This is a genomic window from Rhizobium mayense (genome assembly GCF_030272705.1).
Lineage (GTDB): Bacteria > Pseudomonadota > Alphaproteobacteria > Rhizobiales > Rhizobiaceae > Rhizobium > Rhizobium mayense.
The window spans coordinates 106,986-129,346 of sequence record NZ_JARFYM010000004.1 but is presented as its reverse complement, the minus strand read 5'-3'; the positions used below and the strand labels follow the sequence as shown (position 1 = coordinate 129,346).

Here is a 22,361-nt window from a genome sequence, read left to right as displayed (position 1 = left end):
GGCTTCTACACGTAACGGCGGCCAGACCGATCCCAGAAAGCTCTGGGATCGGTCTGGCCCGTTCAAATATTCAAGCACCACACTGTCGGTTTGCTGCGGCTCTTTCGAGCTGTTCAGTGCTCCAGGAAGACGTAATTCATCCAGCTGCTCATGCGCAGGAGGACCTTCCGGAGCACGGCAACATGGTGCCAGTGGTCGGTGTAGACGGCAACCTCCGCGACGACGCCCCCTGGTAGCTGATACTGGTCGGTCGGCTCCAGCAGTTCGATACCCGCCAGCGTCTGTCCCGGGGAGGCGCGTTCAGGCGACTGCGGGTCTATCAGCGCTCCGCCCGGCTGAAGCTGACCCTGGGCCATCACATCGATGACTTGTGCGACGCGGGCCTTGAAGATCTTGCCGGGAACCGCCTTGAAAGCGACCTCGGCTTCATCGCCTACGCGCACACGCTGCAACGAATTCTGAATGAACGCTGCGGCGAGGATTCGGTCCGCACTGTCGATGAACACCATGACCGGACGCAGCGGCAACGGGTTCGCCATCATCCCCGGACGGAGAAAGACCTGCGTCACGTACCCGTCGCTAGGTGCGCGCACCGTCGTCTGGTCGAGCTCGTATTCCGCATTGCTCAGCTCTGCCTTCAGTCGGGCGACGGTAGGATTCGTGCCATTGATGTCGGATTCGTAAGCAAGTCTCGCTTGCGTCGCCTGCGCACGTGCCGTGTCGGCAGCCGCTTCCGCCGTCAGATAGATCCCACGACGGTTTTCAACTTCCAGTTCGGAATAGACGGCACCCCGGCCGCTGGATTTCGCATTCTCGTTTGTTTGCTGGAATTTTTCGAACGCCTGCAACGAGCGATCTCGCGATGCTTCCGCCCCGACAACGCCGGCGTTGGCGGCGTCGAGGGCAGCCTTCAATTGAAGGACAGTCTGCTCCGCCTCGGCCAGCGCTGCCTTCTTCTGATCGACGACGAACTGGTATGGTCGCGGATCGATGCGGAAGAGGACGTCGCCCTTCTTCAGCGGCACGTTTGGCGTGACAGGCACCTCCACGACCTGCCCGCCGACCGTGGGAATGACAGGTGCCGAGGTAAAATAGATGCGACCATCGCTGGAGTAGGGATGGTTGTAGCTCATGATAAGCAACAGGGCAGAGATCAGAAAGATCCCGCCGAGGACGGCCGTTGCAAGCGTCCATTGGTTTACCGGAATCCGGAACACCTTAAAGATTGTCCAGCAGATCGCGGCATAGGTAAGAATAAGAAGCAGATCCATCAGACTTTTTCCTTCTCCGACGGGCGGGCTTCAAGCTCGGCGATCCGGGCGTGAAGGCGGGCGATTTCGGCATTCGCTTCAGCCTCATGCGAGAGCTTGCCGTCGGGCCGGATTCCCCAGCCACGATCCTCCCGATAGAGGGTCGCCCAAATGAACAGAAACGGCCAGATGACGTGCAGCGTGAACAGGCTCACCCATCCAGCGACGTGGATTGCGTCCTGGTGCGGATGATTGCGAGCCTTGGCGATCAGATGCGGGATGTCGTGAATTGCGATCACTGCGTAGAACAGGGTAATCACTACGAAAAACAGCACCCCAAGGGCAAAATAGTCAAGAAACACGGTCCCTCCTTTTCGGCTGGCGCAACCGAGCCTACCGGCCGTAGTCGATGAGGGAGATAGTACCGCTGCGACGTCCCGAACGCCTGTAACATCACGTATCGTCTATCGGCGAGGCTAGGGACGTCTCACAAAATACATGCTTGTCAGGGGGAGATTGCAATCCCGGCCGATCTTAGTCCGTCAAGAAAGCGGTCCTGGTCCGACGGGCGCTGCAGGCGCATCGCGACTTCCTTGCGAATATTGGGCAATAAAGCCGGGGCGTTCGCCTTCAGCCAGGCCTCCTCCTGGTGGGCATCCTCGAGCTTGCCCTCAGCCCCGAATACCGCGAGCAGGACGAGATGGTGCATGGGATTGTATTTGAGATCGGCCATGCGAACCCAAAGTTCGGCCGCCTGATAGTCGCCGCGCATATAGGCACAGAGCGCCAAGCCCACCTCGTAGTATCCAATCGGGCCTGGGTTCCTGTTGACCGCGCTCGACATCAGTTCACACCCTGTATCCCACTTTCCGGAGTAAGCGAGCCGAAACCCATATTCGCCTGCGACTTCGGTGTCGTTAGGGTTGATGGCGAAGGCGGCGGCCCCCGCCCTCAATGCTGCGTCGACATCGCCCTTGAAAAAATTCGCAAGCATGAGTGCCTGCAAAGCTCGGGCATTTTGAGGGTCCAGATCCACGGCGCGGTTGGCGGTGTCAACGGCAAGCCCCAATGGCCCGGCCGATTGCCGCGTGTCCAACTGGTATTGGAACCTGACCTCGTCCAGATAGGTCAGGGACAGCAATGCCCATGCGGTCGAATAGGTCGGGAGACGCTTGGTCGTGCGTTTGAGACAGTCGAGGACCGCGTCATGGTTTTGCGGATTGAGATCAATCCGGTAGCTGTAATAGGACAGTGTACAGGCGTAGGCATCCCAGTCGTCGGGTGGGGACTGCGCCACTCCCACAGCATCGGCCTGGAAGATGACGCCATAAGGTTGAGCGAGAGCTGTTGCAACGCGCTGTGCGACATCAGCTTCTACCTCCAAAACATCCTGAACTCGAAGGTCCCTGTCGTAGTTGCTCGCCCAAATCACCGATCCGTCGGCTCGATGGACCAGCCTGACGGTAAGCCGAAGTTTGTCTCCGCCGACGCGGACACCTCCCTGCAATGCGAAGCGCGGTTCCTCCTGTTGGATACCTGGTCCGGCGGATGGCTCTCTCGTAATGACGGCGATTTCCTTGAATTTCGCCAGTTCGCCAATGACTTCGTCGGTAAGTCCGCGGGCGATGTCGGAAGTTCCTCCCCCCTTGGAAATTTCTTCGAACGGTTCGACGAGAACCTTGGGCGTGACCAGGCCCATGGAGGAGGTGGCAGTCTTGCGGGCCAAGGAAAACGGAAAGAGGAAGGTGATCGCGATCAATGCAGCAAGGGCGGCTACGGCAGCCGGCAGCACATACCATGCCCATGAGAGGCGAGATGCCCCATCTTTACGCTCCGCGGCTGGTGCCGGTTTCGGCGGTTCGGATACGATCGCAAAGTCGTCCTCAACCGTCGTTTGATCCAGGGGCCTTTCAGTAGCATTGGCATAGCGGAAACAGGGGACATAGGCGCCCTTCGGAATCGTAATTTCGACCGGGTCTGCCTGCCCCGCGACCAGATAGTAGCGTTCGAGTCCACGGCGTATGCGGCCCGCCTCTATCCTGACGACCGGGTCGTTTTGTGCATCGAAGGAGGGATCCCGCGTGAAGACCTCCTGTGCGATCGTATAGGCCTTGAGGTAGTCCGCACGCCCCGCCAGCGTCTCCTCAACGACATATTCCAGGAACCTGCGGCCCCGCTCGGGTGCGAGAAACTCGTCACTTGCAAGGATCCGCTCAAGTTGTTCTCTGATTTCCGAGATTTGGGGAGACGACGCGCTCTCCCCGCCGCTTACTCGCGCACTTTGCATTGTGTCCCCTCGCGCCTTTTCGGCGTCTGTGCCCTCGTATGTTCCCGTATATTACACCTCTAATTTAAGTGGTGCCAATATAATGTCTCAATCTTTATGACGCGCGCATGATGGGTAGGGGGGGATAATGTCGGAAGAGAACAATTCAGCGCATTTGTCCGCCCTCGCAATTCTAGGGATACGGTTCCCTGACGACGTCATCCGAGTACAACAGCTTCTCAACATCGACGAAACCTTTCGCAGCATGTGTGAAGATTTGGCCGCAGCCATGGAAACGCTCGCCCATGTCGACCGCTTACCGGAAAGTGTACGTGAGGCGCGACGACAGGAATACGCCGATCTCGTCGAGGCTCTTGTAAACGAGATACACGAAGCGATCCGTCACTCGAACGTCGTGGTGTTGAGACGGCCGGCCGACCGGCCCAAGTCGTAGCGCCGTCGTCGTGAAGGTGGTCATGCCAAGATGACCATATCCGGAAAGAGCCGGTGGTAATGTGATCAGAGATCGTCTTGATCACTGCAGACCTCAAACCGGGGCCACAGCGGGTTTATCGTCGGAACGTGGAGCCGGGTTCGCCCAGGCAGCCAGCAGATCGTAGAAGACGCCGAGAACGACCGGCCCGAGAAACAAGCCAACCAGGCCATGCGACAAAGCCCCTCCGATGACACCCAGCAGGATGACCGACATGGGGGTGGACAAGCCGCGCGAGATCAAGATTGGCTTCAGGAAATTATCGAGAACGGTGATCGGTACCGAAAGAAGCGTAAACAGCAACGCATCGGAGAATGTCCAGGTGAACCAGGCCCAAACAACCAGGGGCAACAGCACGAGGCCTGGCCCTATTTGTACGATGCACAATATGAAAACGACGAAGGTCAGCGCTCCGCGTGCCGGGACGTCGAACAGCACGAACAACAGGCCGCAGAGCAGCGTCTGCAACAATGCTATACCAATGACTCCCCGGGAAACATTGCGCACCGTCATGCCCGCGAGCTGGACAAAGTCGGCGCCTCTTTTCCCCCCGACCCTCATTGCAACGATGTTAACTGCCGTCGTCAGCCGGGTTCTTGCGACCAGGAAGAAGCCGCACAGCAATACGGACGCAATGAAGCTAAGCACATTGCTTCCGAAAGCCGCCGTCCTCTCAAGGATGACGCCGGCCATTTGCCGTATGGGCTCCTGGAATTGCTTCAGCATCGCCGCGAAATTGGCTACGGCGTAGTTCCACGCTTGGTAAAGGCGCTCGCCGAATGGAGTCCAATTTCTCAAGCCTTCAGGAGCGGCCGGCAACGCAATCGTTCCCTCTTTCATGCCGGTTAGGAACCCCTGTGTCGCGTCGGCAAAGCTGAACACGATCGCCGCCAGCGGCGCGATGATGACAACCAGGCATGCGATCACGATTACGGTTGCAGCAATTACACCGTGGCCGCCCAGAAGCGCCGTGAGCAGACGAAAGAGCGGAAAAAGAGCGATTGCCAGTATCGCGGCCCAGGCAATGATCGAGATGAAGGGCGCAATGACCGTGAAGGACCAATAAGCGAAGAGGCCGATGATGCCAAATCGGATGAAATCGCTTATGCGCGCGTCGGTCGAGGCGTGGCTTGGCTGGACGTCGCCAGCGGCCTCGTTTTTGTAGTAGTCGTCATGCATTGGCGCTACCCCCGCTACTTTCCATTAGAACGCTGAACCCCGTCGCGTGCTCATGAACTTGGCGTTCGCCTGGCTGACCCACGACCTACCAGACGACATCGGGCACGACATGGCGAACGCTCTCGTCTTCGACGTAGTTCGCCGGCCGCTTCTGCCGCTTGCCCAAATCCGGCTTGTCGAATTTTACGCGCTCGTAGGGGATCGACTTGAGAATATGCGAGATGCAATTGATCCGCGCCCGCTTCTTGTCATCCGATGGGACGATCCACCATGGAGCATGCTCACTGTCGGTCATTCGGAGCATCTCGTCGTAGGCACGCGAGTAATCCCACCAGCGACGATAGGACTCCACGTCCATGGGACTGAGCTTCCATTGCCGCATCGGGTCGTCGATTCTTCGGCGGAAACGGCGTTCCTGTTCCTCTTCGCTGACGGTGAGGAAATACTTGAGCAGAACGATGCCGCTCTCGACGATCGCGGCCTCGAAACGAGGAGTGAGTTCGAGGAACCGACGGGCTCTCTTGTCCGGAACGAAGCCCATCACGCGCTCGACGCCGGGGCGGTTGTACCAGCTACGGTCGAAGATCACGACCTCTCCTGCTGCCGGAAGATGGGCGATATAGCGTTGCATGTAGATCTGCGATTTCTCCCGATCATTGGGGGCAGGTAACGCGACCACCCGAAACACCCGCGGACTGACGCGTTCGGTGATGCGCTTGATCATGCCGCCCTTGCCGGCGGCGTCGCGGCCCTCGAATATGATCACGATACGGGCGCCGGAGCTTTTGATCCAAGCTTGCAGATGCGCGAGTTCGACCTGCAGCTTGCCGATCTCCTTTTCATAGTTTTTGTTTTTCTTTTTCTTGCTGTCGCGGCTGCTTGCTAGCTCTTCTTGCCCTGGGTCAGACGCCTTGTTCATGATTTCCCTCCCTCGGTGACGATGTCTGTGCTTCTTCTCCGCCGCGAGCAGTCATACCGTCGCGCTCCTTCTGGAGATGGAATCTCATGAGGACGGACTCCTTGTCGTTAAAGAAGTTTTCCGCTCCCATGCGTTCGGCAACGCCCGCGCGCTCAAGCAGCCCCTTTGCCTCGGCGTTCAGCTCTGCGACCCCGAAGACGATGTCGCGCTCCCGCAGGGCCAAGCGCACGGCATCGAGTGCCAGCGCTCCAGTGCTGTCGAGGTGCACGATCGCGCTGCCATCGAGAATAAAGCGGTTGAAGTTGGGTGGAAGGCCGTTCGCGATCTCGCACAGCCGCGTCCGCACATAGTCGGCGTTGTAGAACAGGACGCTGCCCTGAATGAAGCATATTGCCACGCCTTCGATCCCGGCAGCATCCGGAAACCGCTGCATGTCGAAAAAGCCGTTGCGGCCCGGGATACGACCCAGAAGCCCATCGCGGGGATACATTGTCTTGCGCAGGAGGTAGACCATTGTCGCGACTATGGCGACGATCACACCATTCAAGACGCCGAAGCTGATAGCGCCCCACATGGCGATCAACGCGAAGACGAACTCCATCCGGCTGATGCGCCATATCTTCCGGAGTTCCTGAACATCGATCAGGCCGATCGCAGCGGTTGCCAATATAGCGGCAAGGGCCGGGATTGGCAGGATGCGCAAGGCGCTGTGCAGGAAGACCAATGCCGCAATCAGGGTTGCCGCGGACACCAGGCCGGCTACTTGCGAGCGGCCGCCGACCGATAGATTGATGGCTGTTCTCGAGTCCGATACGCTGATCGGAAAAGAGCCAAACAGGCCCGGAGCAATGTTGGCGGCGCCCAGGCCGATCAGCTCTTGATTGGCGTCGACTTCATCGCCCGCGCGCGTTCCGAAGCTCCGGGCGGCGACGAGGCCTGCACCGAAACTGACGAGGAAGACTGCGGCCGATCCCAGCGCGATCTTGTCCAGCGGCATCTGCGAGATCGCAGGCAAGGAAATTGACGGAAGTCCGCGAGGAATATCGCCAATCACAGCAATTCCCCGCCCTTGAAAATCAAAGAGGGCAGAGAGCAGACAGGATACGACAACCACCAGCACAGGCCCCGGTATCCGAAAGTTCATGAACTTTGCGACCCAAAGCAGGCAGAACATCGCGAGTCCGAATAGCAAAGACGGCCAGTGGATCGATGCGCTCTTGCGAAGTAATTCGAAAATCGGTGCCAGCAGACCATCCGATTCAATCCGCACGCCGGTGAAACGACTGATCTGGCCCACGAGTATCGAAAGCGATACGCCGGCAAAGAAGCCGACAAGGATTGGGCGGGAGAGAAAATTCGCCAAGACGCCGAGGCGCAATAGCCGGGCGGCAAAGCAGAAGCACCCAACTCCGAGCGCAAGAGCCGCTGCGATCGACACCCGATCGACCTCAGCCCCAGCTGGGAAACTCGCGACGACTGCGGTCATCGCGGCGGCGAGCACCGTCATTGTGGCGGCGTCCGGTCCGACCACCAAAAGCCGCGAAGGGCCGAAAAGAGCATAGGCAATAGGCGCGACTATGCTCGCATAGATTCCCGTTTCCGGCGGCAGTCCTGCAATGGCGGGATAGGCGATGGCGCTGGGCAGTCCGACGGCCGCGATCGACAGTCCGGCAGCGATATCGCCACGCAGCCAATCCGAGCGAAATCCGCGCAAGCCTCGCAATATGGGCAGATGAAAACTGACGGCCATTCAGCCCCCCCTTCCGCAAGGGGCGTCGGTCAAACGGGCCAGCTCCGCCGCCATGGCTGCGAACAGCATCTGCAATGTTCGAGAAAGACGTAGTTCATCCAACTGCTTATCCTCTTATCCTCGTCCTGGTCCGCCGATGCGATTTTAATGCGATGGCCGTCGCAGCGTGTGTAGCATCGCGTAACATCCCCCGTGTCGCCGTCCGGCGACGGCGCGTCACGTGCTGGCAGCCGACTTGGGAACCAACTGGAGTTCGTTCGCCGATGGGGTGCGAGCTTCCAGTATACAGACCATCGACGAACATTCTTGTTCCTACCGGAATGACGTCGCAGCGCCGCGAGGGCGATCCATCGTTTCCGTTCGGATGCGATGAGTGAGCCAAAGAAGAATGACCGGGAGGAGATTCCATCCGCAAAGGCGAATGCCGCCTCGGTGAAGGCAAGTACGAAGGTAAGCCATTGCTACCGGTTGGCGGCGCAAATGCGGGTGACATCTACCGGAACCGCCATCTGGCCAATCCTTACCAACCGGCTGGCGGCTTTTGCGACGGGCGGGCAGGTTTGGAAACCTATCGGCCGTTGCAAATACCGTCCCAAAGCCCGCTACAGGGACCCGATACATTGTTCGTCTGGCCTCGTGCGATAATACCAGTTTGGCCCGCCACGAAATGGAACGATCCGCGCATGCGACGACAGTCCGCCGAGCGCTCATGCGTTGCGTGTCCAGGCCGAGGGCGGCGTAATCGCCTGCTGAACGGCGCTGCCGTAACTTCGTGTATGATACATTCAATATACAACCGGATATAATATGATCATTGGCATCGGTAGGGTTGAGCCGATGTGTTTGGCGGGAACTGCGATGCGGTCGCATGCAAGCCAATCGGATATGGCAAGCGGCCTTTATTGCGGTTTGGGACCCGCTTCTCTGCAAGCAGCCGATGCAGATTTGGAAGCGATGCGAGATCCAAACGGAGCTCCATCAAGCCGCATTTGCTGCGGCCGCAATCGGCGTTTGAAATCAATCGCTATGGGGGAGGCATCATTATGGGGATGAAAGTGCAAAAGCTTGTTATCGGCCTATCGGTCGTGTCATTCCTTGTAATGCAGGAGCAGCGTCCAGCCTATTCGCAAACAGCACCCGCAAACAATCCGCCCGCGGCGGCTCAAGCGGACCAAGAGCAGCCGGCGCAACTTTCGGACGACGAGTTGGAAGTCCTTGTCGCCCGCATCGCGCTCTATCCTGACGATCTGGTAGCAGCCATCTCCGCAGCGTCACTTTTCCCGCTTCAAATCGTCGAGGCAGCTCGTTTCCTGGAAGCGAAGAAGAAAAATGCGGATCTCAAACCGAAGAGTGATTGGGACGGCAGTGTCATCTCGCTGCTGAACTATCCGGAAGTCGTCAAGATGATGAGCGACGACCTGGAGTGGACGCAGGCGTTTGGTAGTGCCCTGACGAACCAACAGAAGGATGTACTGGTCGCTATCCAGCAGTTGCGCGACGAGGCTGTCGCCAAAGGCATCATCAAGACTGATGAAAAGATCACCGTGGTGACGCAAAACGACAACGTCATCATTCAGCCGACCAATCCGGAGAAGATCTACGTTCCGCAATATCCGCCGGAAATGCTTTATCAGACCGGCTACGCGCCGCAGCCCGTTTCCTATTATTCCGAGCCTTACCCAAACTATTACTATCCCGGAGCGGCCTTCTTCGCCGCAGCGGTGACCGGCGTCGCATGGGCTGCAGCCGTCAACTGGGATAATTGGGGAGTATGGGGCGGCAACTGGCGCGGAGACGTCGATGTTGACTGCAACAACTGTTTCAACAACAGGAATTTCAACGGCAAGGTCAAATGGAACGATATCGACTGGAAGAATGTGGATCGCAGCAAGCTGAACATCGACAGGCAACAGCTTGCGAATATGGACAGGTCCGCAATCAGAAACAATCTTCAGTCCGATAGCCGCAACGACCTGCGCAACCGGGCTCAGGATATAAATCGGCAGCGTACCGGCGCCGGGGCCGATCGTGTCAACCGCGCGGCCGACGTCCGCAGGGATACCATGCAAGGCCTGAAACAGAAGCCGGCGACGCGGCCGGCGAACGTAGCCGATCGGCCGGCGGCTCGCCAGACGCCGTCAGGCGCAAACCGTCCCAATCAGGCAGGAAACGCAGCTCGTCAAAACAAGCAGAAGTTAGCCTCGAGGCCTGACAACAGAGGTCGCCAGCCTTCGGCGCTTGGCAACGCGTCGTCGTCGGGCCGCCGGGAGGCGATGGCGTCCCAGCGTGGCCGTCAGAGCATGGGAGCGGCACCTCGGTCAGCCCCCAGAGCGTCGGCAAGTCGAGGCGGCGGCGGCCCCAGACCGTCAATGAACCGCGGTGGCGGCGGACATCGTCCCATGCCGCGGGGCGGCGGCGGCAGAGGCGGCGGCGGTAGAGGCGGCAGAAGATAGGCAAGCGATATTTTCCGGGGAGGCAGTGCAATGAGAACGAGACGCGGAATGCAGCTGGCCGCTTTGATCATCGGGGCTTCGGTGCTGGCCCTGTCAGGCGGGCACACCGGAATGGCACAGGACCGGCAAAGACTCGAGAGCTTCGCTTCAGGCAGCAAGTCGCCTGAGTTCGATCAGCCCTCGCAGGCCATCGATCGGTTCAAGGCGGTCATGGCTTCCAATGATGTTGATGGCCTGGCGCAGCTGCTGGGGCTTGACGGCGCAAAATTGAAGGCGAGCGAGGAAGCCATTGCTGCATTCGGTCTTATCAAGGAAGGTGCGGCAAGGCAGGTTGCCGTGCAAGATATCTGGGACCGCAAGATTCTTGCTGTCGGCGACAAATTATGGCCGCTCCCGTTTCCCTTAGTCAAACGGGAGGACGGGAAATGGGCTTTCGATACGCAAGCCGGTCTTGAAGAGATTCTCAATCGGCGCATCGGTGAAAACGAGCTGCAAACCATTCAGACGATGCATGATTACGTCCTGGCCCAGCATGTTTACGCGAGCGAACCCAGAAATGGGGACGGCATACACGAGTATGCCCAGGTGTTGATCAGCGACAAAGGCAAAAGAAACGGGCTCTATTGGCCAGCCGAGACGGAAGACGATGCAAGTCCTGCCGCCGACTTGATCGAAAGTGCGGCATTCGGAAAAGCGCTCAAGGGCGAAGGCTATTTCGGCTACCGGTACCGCATTCTCACTGGCCAGGGCCCGAATGTCTTGGGTGGTAGACATAGCTATGTGGTCAACGGCCACATGACAGATGGCTTTGCGCTTATTGCCTGGCCGGTCAAATATCGCGAAACCGGCGTACAGACGTTCATGATCAGCGACCAGAGCGTGGTTTACCAACGAGACCTGGGTGAAGATACCGCCAAGATCGCTGAATCCATTAAGGAATTCAATCCTGACCATAACTGGTCGATTGGCGAGTGACGCCGAGCATCATCGAGAGCCACATCCCCGTTGACCTTGGGTAGGCGGTGCCGGATCAATGTCTTCTCTGTCGTCGTCGCAAGAGTCCGCTTAAGAGCGGATCGGAAAGAATGGCGGCGAATTCCGCTCTTTCAAACCAACCGGAAAAGCCGATACCCTCAGGCACCGGCTCCGTTCACGCGTCAAGACTGCGGCAGATATCAGGCAACGGGGGCTTCCCAATTCAGGAAGAAGCCGATATCGCCCGGCATCCCGCCGGGGAAATTGATGACCGCCGCGGTGAGCCCGTAACCTTGGGGACGGGCCACTTCCTCGAAAAGATCGTACAATTCCTTTGCTTTTCCTTGGAGGGTCGAAGGCCAATCAGAGCGTTGGCTATTGATGGCGCGGCCACCGTCGGAACAAAAATCGGATGGAAAGCTGTAGACCAGCGCTTCGACTTTCCCATCTGCCACAGCCTTCATGACCACGCGGCGGATCATGTCCCGCTCTTTGTCGCCGATATGCTTTCGAAAGAAGTCATCGATAAATTCAGCATGTTTTTCGGCTTCACGTGCCCTGATCTTTTCGTCACGTTGCATCTCCACGAGCTGCAACTCAAGCGCTCGCTTGCGCAATTCGTCCGCGCTGATCATCGAAGGACGAGGATCCGATTTCTCTTCAGCCATAACGTTACCCTCCACTTGTTTAGAGAATAATAGAACAGGCAAACTGAACATCGTAGTAAAATACGTTTGATAGGTGGTAAGTTACCGTAGGATACCGCCGATAGTGGGTTGCAGCTATTCGGCCAGGGTATTGTGGCGGCGGTCGCCAACGTGTGCGCTCAGCTCACTCGGAATGCCAGGCTGGCACGCCCTTTCGCTCCGGCTTTTTCATCCACTCAGCGAAAAACCGGCTAGTCTCTCGATGGAGCCCCTTCGATCATCTCGGCATATGCGAGGTTATGAGCGGTCGGCATCTCGTTGGCGTTGAACGGATCGAGTATGACACAGGCCATGCGCCCGGTGGAACCGGCGCGTTCATCGCGCGAAGTCTGACCCTTCGATAGGGTGTCTGCCCAGATCGGATCGCTTGTGAAGAAGGCCGGCACACTTGGGCGGAAAGGCCCCAACGTCTCTTGCTCAAGTAGCCGACCGATAGAAATTATTGAATGTGAACTGCTACCGTTATTTTTGATCAGACGGTAAGCAGGTTGCTTGTTGTGTCATCCTGATAGTTGGAGGCGAACAGCGAGCCGAAGTCCGGAAGCTGCGGTGGCTGTGCCTTCATCGAGCTCTCAAGCTGGCTCTCCGTCAGCGAACCCGAACTCGTCGTATCGAGACTATCGAACAGAGTTGTCGCTTGCTCCTCGCTCACGTCGGACGGACGTGCGGCGACGAATTCCGCTTCGCTGACGCTGCCGTCACCATTCGTATCCATTGCGGAGAACATGCTGGAGATCTGGCTGTCGTCCGGCGTTTGCCCGGAAGGCGGCGGCGGTGGTTCATTGGACCGCATTGCGCTTGCCAACTGATCTTCCGTCAGCGATCCGGTGTTGCTGGTATCAAAGCTCTCGAACAGCGTGGTAGCCTGATCCTCGCTCACGTCGGACGGACGTGCGGCGACGAATTCTGCTTCGCTGATGCTCCCGTCACCATTCGTATCCATCGCAGCGATCTTATTGCTCTGGCTACCGCCTTGACCGTTGGGACCGCCACACTGTTGAGCAGCCGATGTGCTGCTGGAGCTGTCATCCGACGCCGAGGTGGAGTCGTCGCCGGAAGCGTTTGACTGCAGATTGAGCATGATGTTCATGAGCTGCGCAACCAGTTGCTCGGCCGCCGGTATCAAGGACTGATCGTCCGTCGAAGAAGATGAAGAGGACGATGAGCTTTTGCTGGACGAACTGCTGCCCAGAATGGACGCCACGGAATCGTCCGATGAGGACGATGTTGTCGAACCAGATTTTTGATACTGGTAATAACTATTTGATAAGACGGATGTAATGCTCGTCAAGGGGGCCTCCAGATGCGAGCGTTGACATGGACTCCGGTTTTACGCCTACACGATGCTACTCTTGCCGCCATGTCGCGTTCGATGAACGCGGCAGCGTACCTTTCGAGTTCAATACGACCGGACTGAGTTACCGAAGACTGGAGGCCAAGCTTGTTGTGGGTCCTCGCTTGCGCGAATGCGCAACTTGGAAACAGATAAAAAGATTGGCCATGACAGTTATTGCCGTCATGGTGTCATCGGCAGTCGCCGCATTCTCGATCTGGTACTCCCCAACGGTTTAAACCTGCATAGGGAAACTTGCGCGAACCTTATCGGATCCTGCCGACACGTTCGTTTCCAGCTTCATCGCTGAGCTTGTCGTTGCGTGTGAAAAGCATGGCTCACGCCAAGTTGCCGCGCCGAGGTCGCCAGAAACAAAATTCAATAATTCGGTACACACAGAAACAACGAATCTCCCTAGATTCTGCGGACGGGCATGCGGTGGAAAAGGAATATCTGGTGAATGACCGAAAACCGGCTTGTCTTCATAGCCACCCCTTGTTTCGGCGGTATGGTCGCCAAGGATTATATGCAATCCATCATTTCCCTGATGCAGGTCGGTGCGCAGTCCGGTGTGCAATTGACGCTGGCGTTGCTCGGCAATGATGCGCTGATCACCCGCAGCCGCAACACGCTCGTCTCGCACTTCCTTAATGATACAGCGGCGACCCATATGCTGTTTGTCGATGCGGACATCAGCTTCGAGCCCGAGCAGGTGATGCGGCTATTGAGTGCCGACAAGGATGTGGTCGCCGCCATGTATCCCATCAAGGACTATGACTGGAGCAATGCTGTAAAGGTGCCCTCAAGGGACGCTGAAACTTTGGCAGAAGCAGCACTGCACTATGTAGGCACGCCGCTGACCGGTCCGAGTGCCGAATGGGACGGCGATTTCGTCACTGCTATCTATGCGGGCACGGGCATGCTTCTGATCAAGCGTGCCGTCATCGAAAAGATGATCGCCGCCTATCCCGACCTGCGCTACGGTGCGATCCACGCCTATCCCGGCACCAAACGCTCGCCAGCCACGCAATATGCGCTCTTCGAGAGCCTAATCGAGGAAGAAACCGGCATCTATCTCAGCGAGGACTTTGCCTTCTGTCATCGCTGGCGGGCTCTCGGCGGAGAGATTTGGCTCGACACCGGCAGCAGGCTCAGTCACACCGGTTCCCATCGTTTCGCTGGCAATCCCCGGCCGCGCTATGAGGCGTTGGCGACGTCACGGAAGTGAGGCAGAGCCGGCCAGGTTCGACGCGGGACTACCGTGTCGCCGCCCGTGGGATAAAACCGGAAGGGGCCTGGCGCAAACCATGGCAGAGATATCATGGCTGTTGCTGACATATAAGGTACCGTCCGATCCCGCGACCAAGCGGGTGGCCCTTTGGCGCAAGATCAAAGGGCTAGGCGCTGTTTATCTCCAGAACGGCGTTTGCATGCTGCCGAAGACGGATGAGCACGTTCGCCGCTTCAAGATGCTCGAGAACGACATTATGGAAATGGGCGGGGAGGTGGTCATTCTGGAGACTGCCGCGATCGACCCCGGCCAGCAGGAAAAGGTGATCGCTCGCTTCAAGGCGGATCGGGACGAGCATTACCACGAGTTTCTTGAACGCTGCGGCGACTTCGAAAAGGAGATCACCAAGGAAACGGCGGCGGGCAAGTTTTCCTATGCGGAGCTTGAGGAGAACGACGCCGATTTGAAAAAGCTTCAAGACTGGCTGGAAAAGATCGGAAAGCTCGACTTTTACGGCGCTCCGCTGGCAACCGAAGCACAGGAACGGCTCAAAGCCTGCGAGACCCTGCTCGACACCTTCGCCAAGCAGGTATTCGAGGCGCATGAGGAAACACGCGGTAGCACCTCGAAGCCAACGGAAGAGAAGGACTGACGATGGCCGTGTTCATGGGTGAGGGCCTGATGCGGGTGGTGACACAAGTAGCGCTTCTTAATCTCGGCTATTTCGGGATCGAGTTCCTGGTTGCTCTGTCGATCGGTTCGGTCTCCCTGTTTGCCGACAGTGTCGACTTCCTTGAAGACGCCTCGGTCAATCTCTTGATTGCCATCGCCCTCGGCTGGAGCGCACGCAACCGTGCCCGCGTTGGCATGATGCTGGCTTTTATCCTGCTGGTGCCGGCCATAGCCACCCTCTGGACCGCGTGGCAGAAATTGATGGTCCCTGTCGCACCGGCCCCTCTGCCTCTTTCGCTGACTGGTCTCGGTGCGCTCGTCGTCAACCTTACCTGCGCCTTGATGCTCACTCGCTATCGCCACCATTGCGGTAGCTTGACCCGCGCTGCGTTCCTCTCCGCGCGCAACGATGTATTGGCAAACATCGCCGTCATCGCCGCAGGTCTGATCACCGCTTTCGTGTGGCGTTCGGCCTGGCCTGACCTCCTTGTCGGTCTGGCCATCGCCGCAATGAATGCCGATGCCGCACGTGAGGTCTGGGATGCTGCCCGAAATGAGCATCGTACTGCTCAGCCCTAGGCAGAGGTCCGTTTTGCGCCTGCCCGCACTCCACTCACAGGCGACCCGATGGAATCAGAATTGCAGAAGCATGATCCCATCTTATTCAGGGAGGTTCGCATGTTGCGAACGATCATAGCGTTCATCAAGAAGAGTTGGCCGTTTCTGGTGGCTGCTCTGCTTACCGCTTTCGCGATCATCGCCAACAATATGGGCGAGCTGCTTGAGAAGCACCATCGCAAGCTGATGGAGAACGTTCACTATGTGGGTGCGGCAATCGTCCTTTTTGTCGCATTCTATCTCATCGCTCTGCTCATCCGCACAGTCTGGACCTCCACGCCAGACGACGATCGGTGATCCACGTTGACGAGAGGGTTGACCGGGCGACGCTCAAGACGTTATCGGCGACCCGCGATTGCAGGGGCGCGACAGCAACGGGGGCCTCTCTTCGGCGTCCTCGTAGAGCGGCAGGCCATGTAGTTCAGCCTCGCAACGGCCATCCTTTTTGAACCGAAGCGGCCACTTCATCGAACGATGATTTGAATAAACACGGATAGAGATTATCCGAGTTTTGACTTGCGCGCCATAACACAGACTGATATTGTCTGTGTTATGGCGCATTTGACCGCAAGCGTGGAATATGGATTGCATTGTTTGCTCTGGTTGGCCGGTTCGGCTGTGCCGTTGAGCAGTCGCGACCTGGCAGAATTCCAGGGCATCTCCCCGAGCTTCGTGGCGAAGATTTTTCCGAAACTCGAGAAGGCAGGGATCGTAGGGGCATCGGAAGGCGTGCACGGAGGATATCTGCTCACCAAAGAGCCTGGGGATATCAGCGTTTTGGACGTCGTCGATGCGATCGAGGGTCAGAAGCCGCTATTCGATTGCCAGGAGATTCGTGGTCGTTGCGCCGTATTCGGTGAACGGCCGCCCGGTTGGGCGACGACGGGTACGTGCGCGATCCATGCGGTGATGCTGCGTGCGGAGAAGGCGATGCGTGATTCGTTGGCCAGTCAGACGCTGGCAGATGTGGCAGGCGTCCTCGACCGCAAGGCGCCGGCTGATTTTTCGAACGACGTTCGCGATTGGCTTGATGGCCGGGTCAAGTCTCGCGCCCGCAAGCCGGTCGGGCGCGAACTGTCTTCACAGCCGGGGATCGATGAACCTTAAGAGACCAAATCTTTTCGAGCCGCAGCCGGACGGCTGAAACGCGTCACGTCGGATGAGCAGAAGGGGGTATGGCTATGAAACAAGAAATCATCATCGCCCGCGCGGGACTTTCCGATTTGGAGGCAGGTTCATGACCGCGCTTGCCCGCGAGATAGATCGTCCGCTCGTTCTGATCGTCGATGATGACGACGACGTGCGGGATTCGCTTCAAGAGCTCATGTTGTCCGTTGGCCTGGACGCCCGCAGCTTCGCCTCGCCGCGCGAACTTCTGGAATCGGAGCTTCCGGAGCGGCCCGGTTGCCTGGTGCTCGACGTCCGCATGCCCGGATCGAGTGGTCTCGACCTCCAGTATCAACTCGCTTTAAGAGGCAACGCCAAACCCATCATCTTCCTCACCGGCTACGGGGACATTCCCATGACGGTGCAGGCGATGAAGGGCGGTGCCATCGATTTCCTCACAAAGCCCTTCCGAGACCAGACCCTGCTCGATGCGGTGATCGCCGGTATCGAGCGGGACGCCACGCAGCGGGCGCGAGCCCAAACGGTGATGCAGCATGTCGGGCGGTTCACGTCGCTGACGCCGCGCGAACGGCAGGTGCTGCGTGAAGTCGCGCATGGCCGCCTCAACAAGCAGATCGCCTACGAGCTCGGCATCAGCGAGATCACCGTCAAGCTTCATCGCAGCAATGTGATGCGCAAGATGCGGACCATTTCGGTTGGGGAGCTCATCCGCGCCTGGGACACGCTGCCCGCCGACATTCGTGAGAGGCATCAACCCTAGACCTTGGTATGATTACAATGTGGGGCGGATTCAGAGAAACCTTGGGAAGGCGGCCTGAGAAGCCGCGGCAGCAACAAAGGCCATTCACTTGCTCGAGTCGCCTGTCATCGCGATCGTTGAAGACGACGACGCCATGCGAGAAGCCCTCTCCGATCTTCTCCAGGTTCTCGGTCTGCCGTGCCGTACCTTCGATCGCGCTGAATCTTTCCTGGCTGCCCATGAACTTTCGGCTTTCGGCTGCCTCGTCAGCGATGTGCGGCTGCCGGGAATCAGTGGGTTGGATCTCCTGCAGCGCCTCAAAGAGCGGGGCTCGACGATGCCTGTGATTATCGTCACATCTTATGCGGATCCCGGCATCCAATCCCGCGCCCTGGAAGGCGGTGCATATGCTTATTTGACCAAGCCATTTACCGACGAAGTTCTTCTTCGGCATCTGAATTCGGCCCTGCGCTCGAATAATCCGCTTGGTGATGGGAACGAACAGGAGGATGCGCCCGATGGCTGAAATGGCGGCAAGACGCGCTCTGGCTGACGACGACAATGCTTCCTGGACCGTAGGCTCAGAGACAGAGCTCGCCGATCTAGCGTTGGAGAGCGTGGTGGTCTTCGACCTTGTCGGCAATATCCGATACTGGAATCCGGCTTCGGAACGGCTCTACGGCTGGCCGGCCATTGGCTCGGTCGGACGCAGCATCGCAGAAATATCCTCAAATGCGGAGCTATACGTCAGGCAGTGGCACGCGCTTCTGCGGGAAGGGACCTGGTCGGGCTTGCTCGAACGGCGCACATCCTGGGGAGGAAAGGTCACTGCGGCCGTCAGGCAGACCGTGAGGTGCGACGCAGATGGCCGCCCCCGCGACATAGTCGAATACGGACAAAGTGCCGACAAAGAACGCAATCTGTCTTCTCTCCCAGAGGTCAACTTGCACCGGCAAGCGGCCGCGAGCTGGGAACTCGACACGTCGCACATCCGCCCGCTTCTCGATAAGATGGGCGACCTGATCAGCCGAGACCTGGTCGCCGAAGTGGCGCGGCGGCCGGATTGGACGGATGAAATTTTGAAAGGTACGTGCATCGTCAATGTCAACGACCGGGCGGCGCATCTCGTAGGCGCTCATGCCGGTCGCGACGGGATGATCGGCCAATCCGTCGGCGCCTTTTGGCCACGCGTCGGCCGTAGCGTGCTCGCCGAACTTATCGCGGTCGTGGCAACGGACCGCTCCGCGACCACCAACCGCAAGGTTGCCCCCGACGGGATATTGCGCGATGCGGTCGTAACCGTTTGGCGATCCGAGACGCTCCAGTGCCGGGATACCGTGTTCGTAGCTGTCAGTGGTGCAACCGACGACGACCGCTCGTTCTGGTATCTGCGCGCCAACGAAGAACGCTATCGCAAATTGATCCACCGTCTGCCGACTGCCTTGCTGCAGGTCGATTCAGGTCGCATGGGAAAGGTGTTGGAAGAACTGAAGGCCGAAGGTGTCAAAGACCTGGACCGCTATCTGGACGATCATCCGGAGCTGATCACCTTTGCCAACGAGGTTGTTCGTGTCGTTGACGCTAACCAGAAGGCGGTGGCGCTCTTCAATGGCACCGTGCCCGCCGATTTCATCAGGCCTGTCGGCTTCCTGTACGCGGCCGCTCCCGAAACGACTCGAAGGCTGTTGGTCGCGCGCTACGAAGGAAGACGCAGTTATTCAGAGATCATGAAGATTCGGACCTTTGATGGGCAAACCCTCGACGTGCGGCTGTCGGTGACCTTTCCGGCATCGCCGGAAAGGCTTGATGTCACACTCATTGGCCTGGAAGACATCACCGAACGGCTTCGAACCGAGCGACGGCTTCGGCAGCTCGAAACCGATTTCACGCATGCCGCGCGAATCTCCATCCTCGGCGAGCTCGCAACGTCGATCGCGCATGAGGTCAACCAGCCTCTCTCTGCGATCGTGACCAATGGCGAGACCAGCCTCAGATGGTTGTCGCGCGACGATCCGAATTTGGTCAAGGTCGGCGAGCTCACGACGCGCGTGGTATCGAGCGCGCGCCGCGCGAGCGATATCGTCAAGCGCATTCGGGGGATGGCGGCGAAACAAGAGCCGGAGCGGCTTCCGCTCGACCTGAACGAAGTGGTCGATGAAGCGCTGGTGTTCGTCCGCCACGATATCGAGGCTAGATCAATCCATCTGTCGGTGAGGCTCGCCGCCGATCTTCCCACGGTTCTGGGAGACCGGATCCAGTTGCAACAGGTCATCGTCAATCTGCTCGTCAACAGCATTCAGGCGATTGAACAAGGGAGCGGTTCGTTGCGGCGGATCGATCTCAGCACCAGCAGCGAGGATGGCGATACAGTCGTATTCTCCATTCACGACAGCGGCTGCGGGATCGCGGCCGGCGACCTTGATCGCATCTTCGATTGTTTCTTCACGACCAAGGACGGAGGCGTCGGCATCGGACTGGCCGTGTGCCAGTCGATCGTCATGGCCCATGGCGGGAGCATACGCGTCTCGAACCATCCGGATGGCGGCGCCCAGTTCCAATTCTCGCTGCCGACGCAATCCGCCTCAATCTTCGAATCCTTCCCGGAGCAGACGCCTGAATGAGGCGACGGGCCGCTCTTCCGGATGGCGATGTCACGATGTCGTAGGCCCAATGGGTGCAAGATAAGTGGTCGGCATCGCTGATCATCAGCCATAGGCCCTGCCATTTCAGCCCCTCGAACACGGCAGTGGACGCTTGCGGAAACCTACCCGACCTTGGGTAGGCGGCCGGGCGATTTCCGTTGCGTTCGTCCCGATCGATACTCCTCAGCGATTGCATTTCGACGCGACGCGCTTTGTAATAAAACCCGTCATAATATTTTGTAATAAACCGGTCGCCATCAAGACAGTTTCGGGGCAGAGGCGCATGGATCCAACACACTTGTTCGAGTTGGTTATCGGCATGTTTGTGGCGATCATCGCGCTGCATTATGCCGCCCACAAGCTCGGGCTGCCGCCATCTGTGGCGCTGCTTGCCGGTGGCGCCATGCTCGCCTTCTTGCCGGGCCTGCCGGCAATTGCGGTCGACCCAGGCTTGGTCCTCGTCATTTTTCTGCCGCCACTACTCATGGACGGTGCCTGGTCCATCGCGCTTCGTCCGTTGCGCCGTCATATGATCGGCATTGCATCACTCGCCATTGGCGCAGTGTTTTTTACGTGCGCCGTCTTGGCCGCGGTGACCCATCTCCTGTTCCCATCGCTGCCCTGGGCCGCTTGCGCGGCACTCGGCGCGATCGTTTCGCCACCCGACGCAATTTCTGCCCGCGCTGTCCTGGAACGGGTAAAGTTGCCAAGGCGCCTGCAAATCTTGCTCGAAGGCGAAAGCCTGCTCAACGACGCGAGCGGCCTGGTGCTCTTCCGTTTCGCCGTCGCCGCCGGGGTCACCGGTGCGTTCAGCACGGTCGATGCGGCAGGGAGCTTTTTGCTTTTGGCTGCAGGCGGCGCCCTTGTTGGTATCGTCGTCGGGACCGTCTGGGTCCTGTTCATACGGCGGCTTCGCGATGAATATCTGATAATTGCCGCCACAACGCTGTTGTCTTGGACCTCTTATCTACTCGGCGAACAAATCCATGTTTCGGGCGTCATCGCTACCGTGACCACGGGCCTGATCTTGAGCTGGCATCAACATACGGTCCTTTCGGCCTCGACACGCATGCGCGGCACGTCCTTCTGGACTGTGATCATTTTTCTGATGGAAGCCGCGGTTTTCATATTGATCGGACTATCGCTGCGAGGTGTTGTCGAACGAGGCGGCGGCTTTGGCGTAGTGATCGCAACAATGGGATTGCCGATACTTGTGATCCTGATTGCACTCACCCTCGCGCGCTTCGCTTGGATACTCGGATCGGATATTGTGATCAAACTTTGCAATGTTTTGGGGCTTGATCGATACACGCCGCTCGGCGCCTCCGGCGCGACCGTGCTCAGTTGGGCAGGTGTTCGCGGCGTGGTGACGCTGGCGCTTGCGCTGAGCTTGCCCGAAGGTTTTCCCGGCCGCGACTTCATCCTGGTGACGTCGTTTGCCGTCATTCTCGGCACGGTGTTGGTCCAGGGTACGACGCTGGGGCGTGTGATCGACTGGGCGAGGCTCACCGAGCCGGAGTCGGAAAAGGCGCGCCTCACCATGAGCCAGGCCGAGGCCGCCATGGCCAAGGCGCAATTGGCGACCGTTCAAAGCCGGGCCTATGACAGCCAGGGCAATCTCATCCATCCTCAGTTGCTGGAGCGGTATCAGCGCAGGGCCGTGATGATCGTCGACTATGCCGACCGCACGGATCATTACGTGCCTGTGCTCCAGGCTCATTTCGATGTTGTCCTGGCAGCGGTCGCTACCGGGCGCCGCGAACTCATACGGCTTCACCGCGCCGGCGATATCGATGACGAGACGCTGGATGAGCTGGAACGAGACCTCGATCTTGAAGAGCTAAGCGCGATTTCCGCCAAATCCTAAGTGCGGTCGCACAAGGTGTCTTGCGGCATTTTGGGTGAAGTGCGAAGCTGATGCCGGGGAAATTTTCGCCAATGTGAGCAGCCAGCTCGATCGAATGTGTAGGTTCGAGCTTCGTGGGTTAGGCGTGTATCCGCTTACG

Annotated in this window: 20 protein-coding genes; 12 read left to right on the top strand and 8 right to left on the bottom strand. The window is 58.5% G+C overall.

What is annotated here, in order from left to right:
* Window positions 1-113: 113 nt before the first annotated feature.
* The 3 genes from PY649_RS07910 to PY649_RS07900 form a co-directional block, all read right to left on the bottom strand.
* On the bottom strand, window positions 114-1,271 hold the full coding sequence (locus tag PY649_RS07910; RefSeq protein WP_285867690.1) for an HlyD family secretion protein: 1,158 nt from the start codon (window positions 1,269-1,271) through the stop codon (window positions 114-116).
* A complete protein-coding gene (locus PY649_RS07905; RefSeq protein ID WP_285867688.1) occupies window positions 1,271-1,612 on the bottom strand; it encodes a DUF3302 domain-containing protein in 342 nt (113 codons plus the stop codon). The genes PY649_RS07910 and PY649_RS07905 overlap by 1 nt, the downstream gene beginning before the upstream one ends.
* A gap of 143 nt (window positions 1,613-1,755) precedes the next feature.
* Window positions 1,756-3,537, bottom strand: coding sequence for a hypothetical protein (locus PY649_RS07900; protein ID WP_285867687.1), 1,782 nt, complete (start codon window positions 3,535-3,537; stop codon window positions 1,756-1,758).
* A 127-nt stretch (window positions 3,538-3,664) separates the two neighbouring features.
* On the opposite strand from PY649_RS07900, the gene PY649_RS07895 reads away from it, so the two are divergent.
* A complete protein-coding gene (locus PY649_RS07895) occupies window positions 3,665-3,970 on the top strand; it encodes a hypothetical protein (protein WP_432761336.1) in 306 nt (101 codons plus the stop codon).
* Between the two features lie 93 nt (window positions 3,971-4,063).
* Here PY649_RS07895 and PY649_RS07890 read toward each other — a convergent pair whose 3' ends face one another.
* From PY649_RS07890 to PY649_RS07880, 3 genes are all read right to left on the bottom strand, one after another.
* Window positions 4,064-5,188: an AI-2E family transporter gene (locus tag PY649_RS07890; RefSeq protein ID WP_285867686.1), complete on the bottom strand. Its 1,125-nt coding sequence runs from the start codon at window positions 5,186-5,188 to the stop codon at window positions 4,064-4,066.
* Window positions 5,189-5,273: 85 nt separating this feature from the next.
* Window positions 5,274-6,107, bottom strand: coding sequence for a polyphosphate kinase 2 (gene ppk2, locus PY649_RS07885; RefSeq protein WP_285867685.1), 834 nt, complete (start codon window positions 6,105-6,107; stop codon window positions 5,274-5,276).
* Window positions 6,091-7,857, bottom strand: a complete 1,767-nt coding sequence (locus tag PY649_RS07880; RefSeq protein ID WP_285867684.1) for a SulP family inorganic anion transporter — start codon at window positions 7,855-7,857, stop codon at window positions 6,091-6,093. The genes ppk2 and PY649_RS07880 overlap by 17 nt, the downstream gene beginning before the upstream one ends.
* Before the next feature lie 1,049 nt (window positions 7,858-8,906).
* Between PY649_RS07880 and PY649_RS07875 the strand changes: the two genes are divergently transcribed.
* Window positions 8,907-10,310, top strand: a complete 1,404-nt coding sequence (locus PY649_RS07875; RefSeq protein WP_285867892.1) for a DUF3300 domain-containing protein — start codon at window positions 8,907-8,909, stop codon at window positions 10,308-10,310.
* A gap of 48 nt (window positions 10,311-10,358) precedes the next feature.
* Complete coding sequence (locus PY649_RS07870) at window positions 10,359-11,285, top strand: DUF2950 family protein (RefSeq protein ID WP_285867683.1); 927 nt, start codon at window positions 10,359-10,361, stop codon at window positions 11,283-11,285.
* A 200-nt stretch (window positions 11,286-11,485) separates the two neighbouring features.
* On the opposite strand, the gene PY649_RS07865 is transcribed toward PY649_RS07870, so the two are convergent.
* Both PY649_RS07865 and PY649_RS07860 read right to left on the bottom strand, forming a co-directional pair.
* Window positions 11,486-11,953 (bottom strand): hypothetical protein, encoded by a 468-nt coding sequence (locus PY649_RS07865; RefSeq protein ID WP_285867682.1) that lies wholly within the window; start codon window positions 11,951-11,953, stop codon window positions 11,486-11,488.
* A gap of 511 nt (window positions 11,954-12,464) precedes the next feature.
* Window positions 12,465-13,283 (bottom strand): EF-hand domain-containing protein, encoded by an 819-nt coding sequence (locus PY649_RS07860; protein ID WP_285867681.1) that lies wholly within the window; start codon window positions 13,281-13,283, stop codon window positions 12,465-12,467.
* A gap of 502 nt (window positions 13,284-13,785) precedes the next feature.
* Between PY649_RS07860 and PY649_RS07855 the strand changes: the two genes are divergently transcribed.
* The 9 genes from PY649_RS07855 (at window position 13,786) to PY649_RS07815 (ending at window position 22,222) form a co-directional block, all read left to right on the top strand.
* Window positions 13,786-14,553 carry a hypothetical protein gene (locus PY649_RS07855; protein WP_285867680.1) on the top strand — a complete coding sequence of 256 codons (768 nt, stop codon included), beginning with the start codon at window positions 13,786-13,788 and terminating at the stop codon, window positions 14,551-14,553.
* A 79-nt stretch (window positions 14,554-14,632) separates the two neighbouring features.
* Entirely contained in the window at window positions 14,633-15,208 is a 576-nt protein-coding gene (locus PY649_RS07850; RefSeq protein WP_285867679.1) for a Chromate resistance protein ChrB, read from the top strand.
* A 2-nt stretch (window positions 15,209-15,210) separates the two neighbouring features.
* Window positions 15,211-15,807, top strand: coding sequence for a cation efflux transmembrane domain-containing protein (locus tag PY649_RS07845; protein WP_285867678.1), 597 nt, complete (start codon window positions 15,211-15,213; stop codon window positions 15,805-15,807).
* Between the two features lie 99 nt (window positions 15,808-15,906).
* A complete protein-coding gene (locus tag PY649_RS07840) occupies window positions 15,907-16,143 on the top strand; it encodes a hypothetical protein (RefSeq protein WP_285867677.1) in 237 nt (78 codons plus the stop codon).
* A 255-nt stretch (window positions 16,144-16,398) separates the two neighbouring features.
* Window positions 16,399-16,953 (top strand): RrF2 family transcriptional regulator, encoded by a 555-nt coding sequence (locus tag PY649_RS07835; RefSeq protein ID WP_285867891.1) that lies wholly within the window; start codon window positions 16,399-16,401, stop codon window positions 16,951-16,953.
* 130 nt (window positions 16,954-17,083) lie between these two features.
* Window positions 17,084-17,734 (top strand): response regulator transcription factor, encoded by a 651-nt coding sequence (locus PY649_RS07830; RefSeq protein WP_285867676.1) that lies wholly within the window; start codon window positions 17,084-17,086, stop codon window positions 17,732-17,734.
* 88 nt (window positions 17,735-17,822) lie between these two features.
* Entirely contained in the window at window positions 17,823-18,239 is a 417-nt protein-coding gene (locus PY649_RS07825) for a response regulator transcription factor (protein ID WP_285867675.1), read from the top strand.
* Window positions 18,232-20,334: a PAS domain-containing sensor histidine kinase gene (locus PY649_RS07820; RefSeq protein ID WP_285867674.1), complete on the top strand. Its 2,103-nt coding sequence runs from the start codon at window positions 18,232-18,234 to the stop codon at window positions 20,332-20,334. Before PY649_RS07825 ends, PY649_RS07820 begins: the two co-directional genes overlap by 8 nt.
* Window positions 20,335-20,638: 304 nt before the next feature.
* Window positions 20,639-22,222, top strand: coding sequence for a Na+/H+ antiporter (locus PY649_RS07815; protein ID WP_285867673.1), 1,584 nt, complete (start codon window positions 20,639-20,641; stop codon window positions 22,220-22,222).
* The last annotated feature ends 139 nt before the right edge of the window (window positions 22,223-22,361 follow it).